The sequence below is a fragment of the Pseudovibrio sp. M1P-2-3 genome, assembly GCF_031501865.1.
In the GTDB taxonomy this organism is placed as follows: domain Bacteria; phylum Pseudomonadota; class Alphaproteobacteria; order Rhizobiales; family Stappiaceae; genus Pseudovibrio; species Pseudovibrio corallicola.
In genome coordinates this window covers 973,335-991,508 of record NZ_JARRCW010000001.1, presented here as the reverse complement: position 1 = coordinate 991,508, position 18,174 = coordinate 973,335, and the positions used below count along the sequence as shown (strand labels likewise).

Genomic DNA, 18,174 nt, shown 5'->3' with positions numbered 1-18,174 from the left:
CCTCACACTCCCACGGAAGCGAAGAAGATCGCAAACGCCCCATCGACCACAATCACGAGGAAGATTGCCTTTACCACGGACAAGGTGGTGTGGATGCCCAGCGATTCCGAGGAGCCATCAGTTTTCATGCCTTCTATGCACGCAATCAGGCCGATGATGAGAGCCATAAAGGGGGCTTTGACCAACCCGACCATCAGAGTTTCTGGAGTTATGGCAATTTGCAACTGTGTCATATAGGAGGTTGGTGTGATGCCCAAATACCACCAGCATACCAGCCCAGCCCCGATAAGAGCGGCAATATTTGCAAGAAAAACCAGTATGGGCAGTCCAACCATTAATGCCAAAAGACGGGGTAAAACCAAGACTTCTGTCACTCTTAGCCCCATGGTTCGCAATGCGTCGATTTCTTCTCGCATTTTCATGGAGCCTAGTTCTGCTGTAAAAGCCGAACCGGAGCGGCCTGCCACCATAATAGCGGTCAAGATCACCCCAATTTCTCGTAGGACCAGAATACCGCTCAAGTCTACGACAAAGATATCCGCCCCAAACTGTTTGAGGTAAAACCCACCCTGCTGGGCTATAATGCCGCCAATCAAAAAGCTCATCAGCATGATAATCGGGACAGCCCCAATGCAGCAGCGCTGGAACTGCACCGCTATGGAGACTGGCCTGATGCGGCTTGGTTTGGCAAGAACTGCGACAAGAACAGTTGCAAGTCCCCCAAGAATAGAAATAAGGCTTACAAAATCCAGTGCAGCACTGCGGGTTCGTTGCCCCAGTATTTCCAGCATATCAACGAAACCCAGACGCTTTTTCGGCTGGATAAAGATCTGGCCTTCCGCTTTGCTGATGGCCTTCATCAATTCAAGGTATTTGGGATTTGCCCCCGAGATCTCGACAGTGCAGCCCCGCTCTTTACCCAAATGCACCAACCGGTTGAACAGCCATGCTCCCGAGGTATCAATCAAAGAGACTTTGGACAGATCTAAGACCAGATCCTTTCCAGGGTCCAAGGCTGTGAACCTGTTGACCAGAGCCTCGCAAACTTCTCCCCATGCAACCACCCAACCGCCGGATAGTGCAATCACATTTTTTTCTGCCTGCTGCATGAGTGTGGCATCTGGTCGATCTGGCAGGACGTGAACATCCATCTTTCGAATCCTATGCCCCTTGTACCCTCGAAGTTATCTACCCTATAACGTGTCAAGTACCGTAAGGTCCAGTGAAGCCGCTCCTCCCTCCGTTAATTCTGGGGATTTGAATATGCAAATTAAACCGCCTTTCCTTCTTTTTCTTGGTGATGCCCAAGACAACCTCGCCATAAAAACTGCTCAAGGAGTGGTGCAATGGCGCCCCCACTGGTGTGTGGGGCAGCTGCGCTTAACGGGATGTAAAGCTGATACGGGGTTCCCGGATATCACTCTTAGGGAGGCAGTAAGCAAAGAGGCAAAAACCCTCGTGATAGGCTGCGTGAATGCAGGGGGATTTTTGCCTGATCACTGGATTGAAACGGTGGTCGAAGCTCTGGATGCAGGCCTCAATGTCGCCAGTGGTCTACACGTTAAACTAGAAGAAACTCCAAGAATTGAGGAGGCAGCCAAACGCAATAACCGGCAACTCTTCAATTTACGCCACTGTGAACGCACTTTTGAAACGGGAAAGGGAGAAAAGCGTAGGGGAAGACGTCTTCTGACTGTCGGGACCGATTGTTCAACCGGAAAAAAGTTCACAGCTCTTGCTCTTGAAGCCGCCTTGCGCGAGCGTGGGCATGATGCGGACTTTGTTGCAACCGGACAAACGGGAATTCTTATTGCCGGACAGGGCTTGGCGCTGGATGCAGTTGTATCCGACTTTTTATCGGGTGCAGCGGAGTGGCTGACACCGGATGCCTGCTCCAATCACTGGTATATTGTTGAGGGACAAGGTTCTCTTTATCACCCCTCGTTCGCAGGCGTTAGCCTTGGCCTTCTCCATGGCACCCAGCCCGATGCGTTTATCGTATGTCATGAACCGACACGGCGTACCATGCGCGGGGTATCCACCCCAGTACCCACTGTTCGGCAAATTATTGATGCAACACTCCTTCATGGGAAGCTTACAAACCCTTTGATCAAGTGTATTGGCATTTCTGTTAATACTGAAAATTTAGAGGAAGAGAGTGCACAGGATTACCTGCTCAGCCTCCACCATGAATTATCTCTGCCAATCACAGATCCCCTGCGCTACGGCGTAGAGCCTTTTATTGATATTTTGACCAAGGAATTTGGACCAACATGACCTTGAAATTAAACGTTAAACCACGAGAATTTCATATAGCTGGCGGGTTCGCTATAGCGCGCGGCCGCCGTACCCATGCGCATGTGGTAGAAGTTACCCTCTCCGAGGGCCCTTACAGAGGCTACGGGGAATGCATTCCCTATCCCCGCTATGGAGAAAGTGTTGAGGGAGTTTGCGCTTCAATCCAGAATATGGCCTCCAAACTCTCCAGTGGCCTTGGTCGTTTGTCGTTGCAAGAGCTAATGCCGGCTGGTGCCGCACGCTTTGCACTGGACGCTGCATTGTGGGACCTTCAAGCCAAGCAAAGCGGCACCAGCGTCGCCTCGCTTCTCGGTCTTGATCCCCTTAAGCCTGTTGTAACTGCTTTTACCATTTCGGTTGGCTCTCCTCAGAAAATGGGCGAGGATGCGGCTAAAGCTGCCCACCGGCCATTGCTTAAAGTTAAACTGGCCGGAGATGATGATGGCGAGCGCATAAAAGCTGTTCGCAGCGCTGCCCCCAAAAGCAACTTGATCGTGGACGCCAATGAGGCTTGGTGCGAACAAACCCTTCATGAAAACATGCGGGCCTGTCAGGAGGCCGGAGTTGGCCTTATAGAGCAGCCTCTTCCGGCTGGAGAGGACCATATTCTGGCGAACATAGAACATTTGGTGCCAATTTGTGCCGATGAAAGCCTGCATACATCCGCTGATTTACCCATGCTCAAAAGCCGGTACTCTGCAGTAAACATCAAACTGGATAAAACCGGAGGTCTTACCGAAGCACTCAAGCTGATGGCCGATGCAAAATCTATGGGCTTTACTACCATGGTGGGCTGTATGCTGGGCTCCTCTCTGGCTATGGCCCCTGCATTTATGCTTGCACAGAAAGCTGATTATGTGGACCTTGATGGCCCTTTACTACTGAGCGAAGACAGAGCCAATGGCTTCCACTTTGAAGGAAGCCTGATGCATCCCCCTTCCCCGCATCTGTGGGGGTAAGTGAGGTGCATCATGCTTCAAGTTGCTAGAAAGCTGATTTCAAGCGGCTAATTTTGGACCACATTGAAAAGAGCACCAGCAAACCAGCACAGGCGACAACAGTCATTGCATAAAATGCATAGGCTGGGTTGATTTCATAAAGCCAGCCGGCCAGAAGACCTGAGCCCCCCAAAACGATGCCGATATACATTCCCGCAAGGCCCTGAACACTTCCGAGGGTTTTAGAGGGAACTTTGTCAGCAAGAAATGCCATTAGACCAATATGGACCATGCCAAAACTTGCACCGTGAAGCGCCTGAAGGGCAAACGCATGGGGAATCTCGAGAGCTTGAGGAAACACCACCCATCGAACCATAGCTGCAAGGCCACCAATAAGAATGAGCGGCAGGGAGCCAAGACGGGAAACTAAAGCAGCTCCCAACAAAAACACAACAATTTCGGAGATTACTCCAAATGACCACAGGAGACCCACAACGTCGTCAGCCACACCGTGCTCGATCCAGTAAAGGCTGCCAAAACTGTAAAGAGCTGCCATACTTCCCAAAATAAGCCCTGCTGCCAGAAGGATACTATGGAGACCAAAGCTCTTGAATTCCTCTGTCTTCCAAGGGCTTATCTTTTTCTCTCCTCCGTTTTCGGAGGGCATGCCAGGACTTAGGAGCGCAACCGCTGCCATAGCGATAAAGCCAATTGCCGTGAAAAACTGAAGTCCCTTGGCCGAGAAAACACCAAGATACCACCCTCCAAACGTGGTGGCTCCGATAAAAGCAGCAGATCCCCAAGAGCGTGTAAAGCCATAGTTGATCCCCTGATGCTTGACCGCCTCATATGCATAGGCATCGGATAAAGGCTGAAGCGGCGCAATAGCAACGGAGAGAAGGAGGACTACCGCGAGAATTGACCAGTACCCCTCCAAGAACAGTAGGGAAAGAAAAGCCACCGCGCATGTTAAACCATAGATCGCCATGGAATGTCTGCGCCGACCAGCCCGGTCAGAGAGAGCTGTAGCTACAGGCGTTGCCACCACTTTTACTATATTTGGAATGGCAACAAACAGCGCTATTTGTACCGGTGTAAAGGACGCTTGCTCCAGAAAAACCGGAAAAAAGGGAAGAAATAGCCCGAAGCCGAAAAAGTAACTTGCAAAGATTAGGCTAACACCGACGGTTAACCATCGGCTTGAACCGGAAGACGCCGCTGAGGCCATACCCAAAATTCCTGTTAATTTTTAAAACCCAAAGGAGCAGTAAAACCTGCTCCCCCTTACCACGGATAACCTAGAGAGCAAGCGGAAAAGCAAATCGCACCTAAGAGAAATTCTCGAGCGCTCGTGCCATCACACTTCCCTCCACATTACCCCCCGATATAGTCAGGGCTACCGTTCGTCCATTCAAATCCAAGCGCCCTGCCAAAATCGCCGCCAGTGCCACTGCACCTCCCGGCTCGACAACCAGTTTTAGTTCATTAAAGGCAAAGGCAATGGCCGCCAAAGCCTCATCATCACTCACAACTAAGCCCTTGGTAACCTGTGAACGCAGGACAGAAAAAGCAATTTCCCCCGGAGTTGGCGTGAGAACTGCATCACATATGGAACCGGAAAGGTGTGCGTTGGAAACACGTTTTTGGGCCAAAACGGAGCGGGCAACATCATCAAACCCGACAGGTTCACAGGTGTAAAACTCACAGGCAGGCAAGAGCTCTTTAAAAGCAATGGCAATTCCACTGGAAAGCCCACCACCGCCTGTGCACACGATGACAGCATCCGGTTTATATCCCATTGCTTCTGCCTGTTGGGCAATCTCAAGTCCCACAGTCCCCTGCCCCGCGATTACTTCGGGGTCCTCATAGGGGTGGACAAGTGTTGCACCCGTTTCTTCCCTGAGGTCGAGTAACAGGGCATCTCTGTCTGCACCTGCCCTGTCATAGAGGATGACTTGCGCACCAAATGACTTTGTACGCTGAACTTTTATGGCTGGCGCGTCGGAGGGCATAATAATTTTCGCATTGATGCCCAGCAGTTTTGCGGCGGCTGCAACACCTTGCGCATGGTTTCCTGAAGAGCAGGCGATAACTCCCTTAGCACGCTGTTGCTCCGGTATTTGTAAAAGCCGGTTAAACGCTCCGCGAAACTTGAAGCTGCCCGTTCTTTGTAGACTTTCCGGCTTGATGAGGACTGTCCCCCCAACCCTGTCATTCAAAACCGGAAAGCTCAGCAGCGGGGTTTTTACAGCATGGCTTTCAATGCGTTTTGCCGCTGCCTTTATTTGTTTGAAACCAGGAGCGCGAGTACGAGCAAGGGAATGTGACATGGACTCTCTTGAGAGTTGAAAGGGTTGTCGAAAAACAATTGTATACCCTATGATCCTCAAAAAAGAAGGTCAATATATTCCAAGTATCTAGACGCTCCCGTTTACCCTAATGGTATGTTCCAACTTGCCTTTTACTGTAACATTTTTCCAAAATCGATGGGCGCTGGCTTCCCAAGAAAACGTTTGAGCAAACTTCCGACAATAGTCACCATCCAACTTCAGGGCTGCGATTGCGGCCTCCTCCAGATTCTGCGAGAGAATACCCGCCTGATTTCCTCCCAAAATATCTTTGGGACCCATAACGGGATATGCGGCGACTGGAGTTCCACAGGCCAAGGCTTCCAAAATCACGTTTCCAAATGTATCGGTTTTGCTCGGGAAAACAAAAACACTTGCCCCCGCATAATGCTCCACCAACGCCCATCCAGTAAGGGGACCTTTAAAAACTACCGCAGGGTATGCAGATTGAAGCTGTTGCAGCCGCGGACCACCACCCACGACCACTTTTGTTCCTGGCAGATCAAGCTCAAGAAATGTCTCAATATTTTTTTCAACGGCCACACGGCCAACATAAAGAAATATGGGGCCTTTCAAGCCATCATACACATTGCTGGAACACGGCTTAAATTGCTCGCCATCAACCCCACGAGACCAGCGGACCAGGTTGTGAAACCCTCTTTCCCTCAGATCATCTTCCAAAGACTTGGTCGCGACCATACACGCTGAAGCAGCATTGTGAAAATTCCGCAGCCATGCATATGACCACTGCAACGGAACTGGTGCTCGCGCACGTACATACTCTGGAAAGCGCGTATGGTAACTGGTCGTGAAACTCAATTCCATCTTTAAGGCGGCCTGTCTGGCAAACCAGCCCAGAGGCCCCTCGGTAGCAATATGAAGATAATCGCAGTTGAAGTTTTCAACACTCCTGCGCACAGATGCCGGGGCCGCGAGGCTGAGCCTTATTTCGGGATAAGAAGGCATTGGCAAGTGCGTAAAGTTCTGGGGCGTCAGAAACTCGGTACGCTTGCCCATTTTACGTAGTTCAAGCCCCAGCCTTTCCAGACTATGAACAACGCCGTTTACCTGAGGTTTCCAAGCGTCTGTTACGATGAGAACGGAGCTCATGCGGCCACCTGCGAAGTATCAGAACTCCTTAGGGACGGCTCTGGTTGGAGCCGCCGTTCTCCCCACTCAATAAGCTCCAAAGTGCCGTCATGGTGTTCGACGACAGCACTGCAGCTTTCCACCCAGTCTCCAGTATTCACATAGTGCAAGCCCAAGTGATGATGGCTAGCGGCATGGTGAATGTGCCCGCAAATAACGCCATCCACTTGCTGTTCTGCGGCCGCATGAACCAGAGCTTCTTCAAAATTTCCGATAAAGTTTACGGCGTTCTTAACTTTCATCTTGGCCCAAGCGGACAAGGACCAATAGGAAAAACCCAGTTTCCTGCGGCAGAAATTAACAACAAGGTTTACCTTGAGTGCACTCCGGTAGGACCAATCTCCAAGTAGGGCAAGCCACTTTGCATGGCGTACAACCACATCAAATTGATCACCGTGAATGACAAGGTATCGCTTGCCATCCACGGTTTCATGAAGTGCTTGATCAACAATCTCGATGCCCCCAAAATCATTACCCAAGAAGTCACGCATGAATTCATCGTGATTCCCGGGTACATATACAACCCTCGTCCCTTTTCGGGCTTTTCTCAGGAGTTTTTGTACCACATCATTATGCAACTGGGGCCAGTACCAAGAACGGCGCAGCCGCCAGCCATCCACAATATCTCCCAGAAGGTAAATGGTCTCGGCTTCCGTTTCCCTGAGAAGCTCAAGGACCATAGAAGCCTGACACCCTCTGGTGCCAAGATGGATATCCGAGAGAAACAGAGTTTTATAATGACCCATTGAAGTTTCATTAATCACCGCAATAGCTCCAAATAAGAAATGTCAGCCTGATAACAGCCGATTCCCACGAACTATTTGTGACTGTTTTCAAACGGGAAAATCATCAAACTATTCTATAGATAATAATAGCTAGCAATAATATTAATCTAATACTTCATCAAAAATAGTAAATATAAAATCACACAATACTAATCATATTCAACAACAACAATAGTTACTGCAAGCATATTTTAAATAAAATAACATTTCACGCATATCAAAACAAAAATATTAATACTTTATTCGAATAGAACCTGAGATAATGTCAGCGGCTCCATCAACATTACCTTCAAACCAAACGCCTTCGTATTGGAAGCTATCGGGGTTTATATTTATTTTATCATCACCAACTGCAAAGAGGTGAGAGTAGCCAATATCCGCAGACAGCCAATCTTTGTAGTTGTAACTTAAGCCTGCGCTAAGCCACACCCGATCGGTATCCGGTAACCGAGGGCTACGGTTTGCATCATCTATGGGCGACCACTCATAACCAACTCCAGCTCTGAATGTGAATTGTCCATTATAGTCGTACTCCCCGCCAATGGAGAGATAGTACCCATCATTATAGAAAAAGGAGAGTTCGGTCTCCTCTTCTCCCGTAACACGATTGTAGACCTTAAACGAACTAAAACGGCTCCAGTTTGTCCATTCGAAGGTCCCCATGATACGGGCATTTTCTAAGAAGTCGTATTGGAAGGACGCATTGATTTGCTCAGGAAGAGTAAGAGTTGATGTAATTGGCGTTCTCTCTGCAGGCACTTCCATACCAAAAAAACTAAAAGCCGGTTTTTTCAAATGCCCTTTTAATTCATGCCGAATAGGAGAACGGTAGCCTACGCCAATCTGTAGGTTCTCCATTGGATTGATGAGAACCCCTATAGTACCTCCAAACCCCAAATTATGATCTTCGCCTTCAAGCTCCGCAGTCCCCGCGTCTGCCCTAATTCCCTCAAGACCGACAAATCTTTCCAGTACTCCTTCTCCACCTGGCGGGAATGCGCTTTTTAGGCGAACTTGAAAATACTGGACCTGTAGCCCGACACCAACCGAAAGGTAATCTGTTATAGCTGTACCAATCATAGGTGTTGCGTTCACAGACAAGACTCGTGAAGAACGTGCATAAATCTGCCCAGCCCATTCTGAATTAGGTTTTGTGGCAAGCCCAAAGGGCGCAGTGACAGAAAGCCCTAGGAAAATCCGATCATTGACCTGATAGGTCCCATAGGACGAGCCAAGCCAGGCATTTTCTCCAACATCTCCAGCAGAACCCGCTGCCGCTCCTGGTATATTATTAAGTGGCACAAAGCCGTTTTCTGGAGTGTCATATGCCGCATAGTCTGTATCAATATCCGCCCTTGGGAAGACGCCCGTATTCACACTCTCCCCTTGCATACCCTCTCTGCCCACAATTGTTGCAGGATTCCAGAACATTGAGGAAAGGCTTTCGCTTTGCACGCCGTAACCAGCGAATGAAAGGCCCTGATAGAAAGCGGACTGTTCGCGAAGAGCAAAGGCTCCGCCTTGAGCCTGCTGGCTGCCAACTACAAGCAGTAGCCCACTTATGCCAAAAAGAATATTAGATGTTTTAAGCATTATGAACTTCTCCCAAACAGTCAGGCGTACATAAGACCATTTGAGAAAGAATAGCACTTGATGATTTATTTACATAATAATAAAAATACTAGATATTTATCATAAGTACTTAAAACATTAAGTATAAATTACAAATACACGTACAATTATAATTTTAATACGTACCATTTGGGAGGTCATGGACCTCCCCGTAATTGAGTGAAGACGCCTTTGAAACGACATCCAGTAAAATCTCTGAACTACTTCCAGACTTTATAAAAGTGATGGACGGGGCCGTGACCACTCCCTATATGCAGAGTATCCGCCGCTCGGATAGCCCCCGAGATGTAGTCTTTAGCTTCTTGCAAGGCAGTTTCAACTCCTAGCCCCTTAGCCAGGCCCGACGCAATAGCCGAGGATAAAGTGCAACCAGTTCCGTGAGTGTTTTCAGTAGAATATCTGGTGTCTCGTAGCCAGAGTTCTGTACCTTGTTGATCCAGATATAAATCATCTGATTTTTGGTCCAGCCCATGCCCCCCTTTTAACAGGACACTCTTCACTCCCAAGTCTAGAAGGGCCTTGGCCTGATCTTTAAACTCTTGCGCATTTCGGGCAATAGGACGGTCAAGCAATAGCGCCGCCTCTGCCATATTGGGCGTAATGATTAAAGCAAGTGGGAAGAGTTTTTTCTTCAATCCATCCATCGCATCGGAATGCAATAACAAATCACCAGAGCTGGCGACCATGACAGGGTCTAGCACAATGGGAGCTTGATTATACTGCTGCAGGCCCTTCGAAACAGCTTCAATTGCCTCACAAGTAGAGACCATTCCGATTTTGACAGCATTGACAGCAAGGTCCGTAAACACGGCTTTTATTTGCGCAAAAATAAAATCTGCCGGCACCTCATGAATAGCGGAGACTCCTTTGGTATTTTGCGCAGTTAGAGCACAAAAAACCGTCGCACCATAAACCCCCAGTGCTGAAAAGGTTTTCAGGTCCGCCTGAACTCCCGCAGCCCCTCCAGAATCAGATCCGGCAATTGTTACAGCAATCGGGGTCATAAGCTCGTCTCCTATCTTGTAAGTCCATGACTTATAATATTATATTTTATTCCATTCAACGAAGATTCACGTTCTCAAACCCATCTCTCTGCCTGTTTTCATGACTACCCAGATCAAGAGGAGCGCGGAGAACTTAAAAAACTGCTCTTTGGGATTGATGCTTGTTTACGATCACAATTCAGGCCACACTGCCTTCAAACCACGACAGTATTCAAAGGGTTAGCAATGACACCATTTTATGTGATGATAAAATGCCAACTGGGCAAGACCTATCAGGTCGCAAACGCCATAGCAGATGCGGAAATTGCCTCTGAAACCTACTCCATTTCCGGAGAAATGGACCTTATGGTCAAGATCTATCTGGAAGAGGGGCAAGATATTGGCCACTTTGTATCCAAGCAACTCCATTGCATTGATGGTATTCAAGATACACGTACCATCATCACCTTCAAAGCATTCTAGAGTAAAAGGCAGGCAAAAAACTGTCTGCCCTATGCCTTGGAAGGTGTTGAGGCCCGCCGCGCTCTGGTTCTGTCATATCCCAGCTGATGTTCTCGCAAGATGACAAAAATTCCTGCTGCGATGACAATCAATGAGCCGACAATCACCTCCGGTGTGGGAACCTCTGCAAAAAGAACAAATCCAAAGCAAATCGCCCAGACCATATTCATATAATCAAACGGCGCAATGGTGGACGCATCCGCGTACCTGTAGCTATGAGTCAACAGAATCTGACCAAGCCCGCCAAAAACTCCAACAGCGACCAGACACAGACCATCAAACAGGTCGGGAACACCCCATGCAAACTCGGGATAGACCAATCCCAGTGGATAGGTGAACGCAGCCAGAACCGTCGACGTGACTGTAAACCAGAGTACGATTGTCGCAGTTCGCTCTGTTTCACTCAGTTTACGCACTGCTATCATGGCAAAGGCGGCCAGAAGCGCGCCTAAAAAACTAAAGAGCACCCCCCAGTTGGCCAAGTTCCCCCCCTGTCCTTCTCCAAGGTGCGGTATAACCGTAATCAAAACACCCACGAACCCTACGGAAACAGCAGACCAGCGGTATATGCGTACACTCTCCTTCAAGAGTAATGCCGCCAAGATTACCACTATCAAGGGCCCAGCAAATCCAATCGCGGTTGCATCCGGGAGAGGCAGAAGTTTCAAACCAATAAAGCCGCAGGCCATAGCGCTTACGCCGACCATTGCTCTGCTCATATGTACCATGGGGCGGGAGGTTTTCCACCCATACCCAAAAGAACCTTCCATTCCCATCATAATTAAAATCGGAAACAGCCCAAAAAAGTTACGCGCAAAGACCACTTCAGTAATGGGGACATCTTGAGAGACCCATTTAAGAGCGGAGACCATACCAAAAAAGGCAAGCGTTGAGGCTATTTTCAAGAAAATACCCAACAGCGGCTTTGCATCTGCTCCAGTTGCAGTGGGGATTGCGCCTTCGGGCATTTTGGCGGAAGGGACTTTACGTTCAGCCGCAGAGCCGGGCAACTTCATTAGAATTCCTGACGTTACATTCTTCCAGATACCGCCAAATCAAGCAGTTCCCATGGGGATCAAGCAGCAAGAGAAGAGACAAAGAACTTACCACTCTTGAAGCGAGTGAGAACTCTACTCTAAATCGATTTACTCCCTAAAAAACAACCACAAATTAAGTTGTGCACTGATGAATATGTAAGCAGATCCCTTTGAGCCTGTTTTTAGCAACACTAAAATATCTGCTAGATTCGTGCTGCCTGAATGGCGCCCCATACCCGTGACGGCGTTGCCGGCATATCTATATGTCCAACACCTGCATGTTTTCTCAGGGCATACTGTAAAGCATTCATTACAGCGGGGGCCGCCCCGACAGTGCCTGCCTCTCCTGCCCCCTTCACACCTAGAGGGTTGTTTTTGCTCGGAGTATTACACGTATTATGAGAGAAGAACGGCAGATCATCCGCTCTGGGAACATGATAGTCCAGTAGGGAGGCAGTTAAGAGCTGCCCCTCATCATCATAAATCACATGTTCATAAAGAGCTTGACCGATCGCCTGAGCCACTCCCCCGTGAATCTGTCCTTGCAGGAGACGCGGGTTTACCGTTACCCCCACATCATCAACCACAGTGTACCGCTCAATCTTTGTAACACCGGTTTCAGGGTCAACTTCCAACTCGCAAATGTGTGTCCCGTTGGGGTAGGTACACTGTTTTTGTACAGCTTCTCCAAAAGCCTCTATCTTCTCTGCGCTTGTTTGTGCCAGAGCAGCCAGCGACATGTAGCGATCCGTACCCACAACACGTAATGTTCCATCCACCAGCTCAAGATCTTCAACATCAACCTCTAAACGATCGCCCCCAATTTCCTTGAGCTTTCTCACCAGAGCAACAGAGGCTTCTTTAACCGACGTCAGGCCAATGGGAATGGAGCGGGACCCCTCTGTTCCCCCACCATTTTTGATGAGCTTAGTATCCCCCTGAACCATTTTAATTTTATCCAAAGACAGTCCCAGATACTCGGCAATAAGCTGGCCATAGGCAGTATGGTGCCCCTGCCCGTTTGATTGGGTTCCTATAAAGAGAGTTACCCCCCCATTTTCATCTAGTTTTATAGTGGCCTCCTCCCTTCCTGGAAACGAGCAGGCTTCAATATAGCAAGACATGCCGATACCGCGCAGTTTCCCACGCTTCAAACTTTGCTCTTCACGCATCAAATACCCGGCAAAATCGCTGTGGCGTAAAGCTTTATCTAGGGTCTTTGCAAAATCACCCGTATCATAGGTGTGCCCCACCTGTGTCGTATAAGGCATGCCATCTGGCTTGATAAAGTTGAGCTTGCGGAACTCTATCGGGTTCATGCCGATTTCCAGCGCAGCTTTCGCAACCAATCGCTCTATCAAATATGCAGCCTCCGGACGCCCTGCCCCACGATAAGCATCCAATGGCGTCGTATTGGTATAAACACCTGTTACTTCGGCCCACACCGCCGGAATATCATAGAGGCCTGATACCATGCTCAAGCAACTACTGGGAACAAATGGCGCATATTGATTTTGGTAGGCCCCGACGTTTGCAAGAAGATGAACGTCTAGACCATGAATTTTACCTGAAGCATCAAGCGCTAGGCGGGCAGTGACCACATTGTCACGTCCTTGGGTATCGGCAAGGAAATGTTCTGTCCTGTCCCCTGTCCACCTAACAGGAACTCCCAGTTTCTTGGCCGCGATCAAAACAAGGGGATATTCGCGATAACAAGAAATCTTCGTCCCAAATCCACCCCCAACATCTGGAGTAATCACACGCAACTGGTCAGAGGGTATTTTTAAAATTCCTTTTGCAATCGTATCGCGTAACTGGTGCCCCCCTTGTGAGCAGGTGGTTAATGTATACGTCCCATCTTCTTCACTAAACTCTCCAATACAGGCACGGGTCTCCACAAAATTAGAAACAACCCTGTTGTTAATCAGCTCAATGGAGACGATACGATCAGACTTTGAAAAAACTTCTTCCACCTTCTCCCGATCACCTTTGGAAAGTTTAAAGGCGCTATTCGAGCCCATCTCCGGATGCAAAACAGGGGCGTTATTTTCCAGAGCAATCTGACACTCAACCACAGCCCGCTTAGGTTCAAAGTGCACTTCAAGGCTCTCTGCGGCATCCTTCGCATTTTCTAGTGTTTCAGCCACAATAAAAGCAAAAGCATCTCCAACATAACGCAGTGTTTTACTGCATAAAATTTCATAGTTGCTGCCTTTTATGGTGCTGCCATCTACTTGCTTGAGAAACCCAAAGAAAGGTAATCGGTTATGTCCTTTGAGGTCGTGAGCTGTCAGAACAAGCTTTACTCCCTTTCTCGCCTTGACTTGCGAGAGGTTTGAAATTGAAAAATCAGCATGTGCGAAGGGAGAGCGCACCATGTAACCAGTAAGCGCGCCCCTCTTGCGAACATCATCTGTGAAACACCCTTGCCCAGTTAAAAAAACAGGGTCTTCAACACGCAAAGAAGAGGCACCAATTCCAAATTTCATCACAGGTTCATTGGTCATGGGGTTAATCCTCTAGCAGAAACTCAACCGTACCTATTGAAGTCAGATGGAGGTTAACACACATGAAACACTCCAAGACTCACTTGGACTATATCACAATACAAAACGGCCCCACTCAACTAAGAGCAGGGCCGTTAAATCATATTGAAGTGAATAATAACTGGTTGCAGTTACTCTGCAGCAACTCCAGCTTCCGCCGCTTTCTGCTTGGCAGCTTCTTCTTCCACCAGTTCCTTCTTGGAGAGTTTACCCACCATAGTTTTTGGTAGCTCGTCCCGGAACTCAATCATCTTCGGCATTTCGATTTTCGAGATCTGCTCTTTGAGGAACGTCAACAGCTCGGCTTCGGAGACTGTTTGCCCTTCCTTGAGCTTAACGAAAGCTTTTGGAGCCTGTCCGCGGTACTTGTCAGGAACAGCAATAACGATTGTTTCTTCAACCGCATCATGGAGATACAGCGCCTCTTCGATAACGCGAGGATACACGTTGTAGCCAGAGCAAATAATCAGGTCTTTAATACGGTCAACCAGATAGACGAAACCGTTTTCGTCCATATAGCCCACATCACCTGTGTGAAGCACCTTACCGTTTTCGAGTGTCTGCTCGGTTGCATCCTTACGGTTCCAGTAACCTTTCATCACCTGCGGGCCAGTGACACAAAGTTCACCTTTTTCACCCTTAGACACCTCTTTGGAAAGATCATCCAGATCACGGAAAGAAAGGGTCGTACCAGAAACCGGATAGCCGATAGAGCCTTCTGGGCTTGGGCTGTCAAGCGGTGTTACGCACACGACTGGAGACGTTTCAGAAAGGCCATAGCCTTCAAACAGGCTACATCCGGTAAGTTTTTCGAACTCTTCCTTAACTTCCACAGGAAGCGGAGCACCACCGGATGCACAGATCTTCAGGGAAGACAGGTCATACTTTTCGATATCAGGCTGGTTATTAATTGCAGTATAGATCGTTGGAACACCTGCAAAAATCGTAGCCTTCTTACGCTGGATTGTATCCAGAACGTCCTTAAGCTCAAAACGAGGTACAAGGATCATCTCGGAGCCGAACATAATCGAGATGTTCTGCAAAATAGTCATTGCGAACACGTGGAAGAAAGGAAGTACGCAAACTGCCTTTTCCTGACCATAAACAACATTCGTAAAGAGCTCTTTGGTCTGCTCCATATTGGCCGAAAGGTTCGCATGGGTCAGCATGGCACCTTTTGGCACACCTGTTGTACCGCCAGTGTACTGGATAACCGCGAGATCTTCTTCCGGATTAATCTGCGGGCGAGTGTAGCGTGTGCCATTGGAGATCAGATCCCCAAACTTCACATGTGCAGAACTGTTTGGAATGGAAGAACGCTCTTTGCCCTTAAGCAATGTGAACAGGAGCTTTTTTGGCTGAGGCAGAATGTCGGCCATGCGGCAAACAACAATCTTTTTCAGCGCGCCTTCCTTACGGACAGTCTCCATCTTGTCGAACATCATTTTCAGGTCAAGCGTGACCATGATGTCAATGCCCGAATCCCGCGCTTGGAACGAAAGCTCACGCTCCACATAAAGCGGGTTGAAGTTCACAACTGTACCGCCCAGATGCAAAATGGCGAAGTAGAAAACAGGGTAGTAAGGGCAGTTTGGCAGGCAAAGTCCAACTTTGGTGTCCTTGCGCACGCCTTGCTTTTCGAGGCCGGCAGCCACTTTGTCCACCAGTTCGCCCATCTCTTTATAGGTATACCCTTTACCCATAAAGTCCATTGCTGGACGGCTTGAGTAGTTCTTCAGGGCTTCATCAAGATATTCACCAATCGGGCGAGCTTTAAAGCTACTATTCCACTCTTCTACGCTGGTCAATGCACCATCCCCCCTTATAATTGTGTTCTACGGCCAGACAGGTTCAGGCTGAATAACCCGAATGGGACAGCTCCCACTGTCACTCCCTCACCTTGCACAACCGGAATTCATAAATAGATCTGCCGTTCAGTTTGCGTTATACTGAACAAAAGGTCAACTTCTCCCAAAAGGCTAGTTCGTTGAAGAACTCGCTGGGACTTTGATGTTTGACGTCCTATTAGGGGATAAGTGAGAATGCGTCCACATCAAAAACCCCAAAATCTGTAATTTTTAAATGCGGAATAACCGGAAGCGGCAAGAACGCGACCTGTAAAAACGGCTCTGGCAGACAACAACCAAGACCTTTCGCAGCAGCTCGAAGTTTCTCCAGTTCTTCGCGTACGTGTTCAAAAGGCTGCAAACTCATAAGTCCGGCAAGCGGCAAAGCCAGTTCTGCAAGAACCTTGTCTTTGGAGGCAACTGCAAAGCCACCTTTTATCTGACGTAACCGGTTTACGGCTGTTGCCATGGAGACTTCACAGGCCCCGACGACACAAATGTTGTGGCTATCATGACCAACGGAAGAGGCAATAGCCCCCTCTTGCAAACCAAACCCTGTCACAAATCCGGTTGCAATGTTCCCGTTTTTACCGTGACGCTCAACTACAGCGACTTTGACAACATCCTGTCCAAGATCAATCAAAGCCTCGTTGCCTTTGGTAGGCAGAACTCTTTTTTCGTGGGAGGTCAAAATCAGCCCAGCCTTAACCCCAAGTACTGAATGCGGTTCTGTTCGGGCTGCAACAGTAAAGTTGCCCGCAAAGACTTCAGGGGCATGACATGTGTCCGTCAAACCCGTCGGTTTCACGGCATTTCTTTGAGCAAATAGTTGGGGCGTAACCACTTTTCCGCCGCTGATGACATCACTCACGGAGCACTTCTCAAGGTCGTCAAGCAAAGCAATATCGGCCCTCCAACCCGGCGCGAGGTGCCCGCGATCACGTAGACCGAAAGCCATTGCCGCAGACCAACTTGCTGCCCGATACACGTCTTTTGGCTTACACCCATGTGCAATCAGTCGGCGGATCATGGAGTCAATATGGCCCTCCTCCGCAATATCCAGCGGGTTTCTATCATCGGTACAAAGGCACAGAAAGCTTGAATAATCAGAGGTTAGAACGGGCGCCAAAGCGTCCAGATCCTTGGAGACAGACCCCTCTCGAATTAATATATTCATGCCCTTGGAGAGCTTTTCCAAAGCTTCCCGAGCGCTGGTCGCTTCATGGTCGGTTCGAATGCCCGCAGCCAAATAGCCATTAAGGTCCACCCCGCCCAAAAGTGGAGCGTGTCCATCAATATGCCCGCCCTGAAAAGCATCCAGCTTGGATATGACGGAAGGATCACGTGCCAGAACGCCCGGAAAGTTCATAAACTCAGCAAGGCCAATAACTTTTTCGTGATCTTTGAAAGGAAGCAGGTCTTCCAGTTCCAAGCGGGCACCCGATGTTTCGAATGAGGTGGCAGGAACACAAGAGGACAGGTTGATACGCAAATCCATTATTGTATTTGCCGCGGAATCAAGAAAGTACTGTATCCCTTTTATCCCTGCGACATTTGCAATCTCATGGGGGTCACAGATTGCAGTTGTAACCCCGTGAGGAAGCACGCATCGGTCAAATTCTAAGGGCGTGACAAGCGAGGATTCCACATGCAGATGCGTATCAATAAAGCCCGGAACCGCGATTTTACCGGAACAATCCAGCTCAATATGACCATCATAACTAGCATGGGTCCCAACGATCCGGTCTTCAACAATTGCCAGATCACACGTTGTCTGGCTGCCATCCATGACACTGAACAAACCCACATTCTTTAAAACGATATCAGCTGGAATTTCCCCTTTTCCCGCAGCAATTGCCGTTTCAAGAAATTCTTTGGATGAGCGCTTCATGGCCATACTCCGTCCCCTAAAATTGAAAGAGAGTGCCTTCTAACACTCTGACCGATGCCTTTAAGAAGCCCTCTAGCCATTTCCACCGGTAGTGTTCATCTTGCCTCAACCACACTTGCATTACAATCCACCGTGGCAACTGAATAAGTACAAGCACTAGGATTACCTAAGGTACTGCAATGGTTTTAATTTGTGCTT

Annotated in this window: 14 protein-coding genes; 3 read left to right on the top strand and 11 right to left on the bottom strand. The window is 48.7% G+C overall.

From position 1 onward, the window contains the following. Positions 1–2: 2 nt before the first annotated feature. Positions 3–1,151 (bottom strand): ABC transporter permease, encoded by a 1,149-nt coding sequence (locus P6574_RS04525; RefSeq protein WP_310619195.1) that lies wholly within the window; start codon positions 1,149–1,151, stop codon positions 3–5. 112 nt (positions 1,152–1,263) lie between these two features. Here P6574_RS04525 and dgcN point away from each other — a divergent pair, with 112 nt between their 5' ends. Both dgcN and dgcA read left to right on the top strand, forming a co-directional pair. Then, on the top strand, positions 1,264–2,277 hold the full coding sequence (gene dgcN / locus P6574_RS04520) for an N-acetyltransferase DgcN (protein ID WP_310619194.1): 1,014 nt from the start codon (positions 1,264–1,266) through the stop codon (positions 2,275–2,277). After that, a complete protein-coding gene (gene dgcA, locus P6574_RS04515; RefSeq protein ID WP_310619193.1) occupies positions 2,274–3,257 on the top strand; it encodes an N-acetyl-D-Glu racemase DgcA in 984 nt (327 codons plus the stop codon). The genes dgcN and dgcA overlap by 4 nt, the downstream gene beginning before the upstream one ends. Before the next feature lie 25 nt (positions 3,258–3,282). Here the strand turns inward: dgcA and P6574_RS04510 are convergent, their stop codons facing one another. The 6 genes from P6574_RS04510 to thiD form a co-directional block, all read right to left on the bottom strand. After that, on the bottom strand, positions 3,283–4,464 hold the full coding sequence (locus P6574_RS04510; protein ID WP_310619192.1) for an MFS transporter: 1,182 nt from the start codon (positions 4,462–4,464) through the stop codon (positions 3,283–3,285). 100 nt (positions 4,465–4,564) lie between these two features. After that, on the bottom strand, positions 4,565–5,566 hold the full coding sequence (locus tag P6574_RS04505; protein WP_310619191.1) for a threonine ammonia-lyase: 1,002 nt from the start codon (positions 5,564–5,566) through the stop codon (positions 4,565–4,567). Positions 5,567–5,653: 87 nt separating this feature from the next. Next, positions 5,654–6,694 (bottom strand): glycosyltransferase family 4 protein, encoded by a 1,041-nt coding sequence (locus P6574_RS04500; protein ID WP_310619190.1) that lies wholly within the window; start codon positions 6,692–6,694, stop codon positions 5,654–5,656. Continuing rightward, on the bottom strand, positions 6,691–7,479 hold the full coding sequence (locus tag P6574_RS04495; RefSeq protein WP_310619189.1) for a UDP-2,3-diacylglucosamine diphosphatase: 789 nt from the start codon (positions 7,477–7,479) through the stop codon (positions 6,691–6,693). The genes P6574_RS04500 and P6574_RS04495 overlap by 4 nt, the downstream gene beginning before the upstream one ends. Before the next feature lie 270 nt (positions 7,480–7,749). Beyond that, on the bottom strand, positions 7,750–9,111 hold the full coding sequence (locus P6574_RS04490; RefSeq protein WP_310619188.1) for an OmpP1/FadL family transporter: 1,362 nt from the start codon (positions 9,109–9,111) through the stop codon (positions 7,750–7,752). A 239-nt stretch (positions 9,112–9,350) separates the two neighbouring features. Continuing rightward, positions 9,351–10,154, bottom strand: a complete 804-nt coding sequence (gene thiD / locus P6574_RS04485; protein WP_310619187.1) for a bifunctional hydroxymethylpyrimidine kinase/phosphomethylpyrimidine kinase — start codon at positions 10,152–10,154, stop codon at positions 9,351–9,353. Positions 10,155–10,379: 225 nt separating this feature from the next. Between thiD and P6574_RS04480 the strand changes: the two genes are divergently transcribed. Then, positions 10,380–10,616: an Lrp/AsnC ligand binding domain-containing protein gene (locus tag P6574_RS04480; protein WP_310619186.1), complete on the top strand. Its 237-nt coding sequence runs from the start codon at positions 10,380–10,382 to the stop codon at positions 10,614–10,616. Between the two features lie 29 nt (positions 10,617–10,645). Here the strand turns inward: P6574_RS04480 and P6574_RS04475 are convergent, their stop codons facing one another. The 4 genes from P6574_RS04475 to ade form a co-directional block, all read right to left on the bottom strand. Further along, on the bottom strand, positions 10,646–11,671 hold the full coding sequence (locus P6574_RS04475) for a DMT family transporter (RefSeq protein WP_310619185.1): 1,026 nt from the start codon (positions 11,669–11,671) through the stop codon (positions 10,646–10,648). Positions 11,672–11,895: 224 nt separating this feature from the next. Continuing rightward, positions 11,896–14,199, bottom strand: a complete 2,304-nt coding sequence (locus P6574_RS04470) for a xanthine dehydrogenase family protein molybdopterin-binding subunit (protein ID WP_310619184.1) — start codon at positions 14,197–14,199, stop codon at positions 11,896–11,898. 170 nt (positions 14,200–14,369) lie between these two features. Then, positions 14,370–16,046: a long-chain-fatty-acid--CoA ligase gene (locus P6574_RS04465; RefSeq protein WP_310619183.1), complete on the bottom strand. Its 1,677-nt coding sequence runs from the start codon at positions 16,044–16,046 to the stop codon at positions 14,370–14,372. A 217-nt stretch (positions 16,047–16,263) separates the two neighbouring features. Further along, positions 16,264–17,976, bottom strand: a complete 1,713-nt coding sequence (gene ade / locus P6574_RS04460) for an adenine deaminase (protein ID WP_310622103.1) — start codon at positions 17,974–17,976, stop codon at positions 16,264–16,266. Between the last annotated feature and the right edge of the window lie 198 nt (positions 17,977–18,174).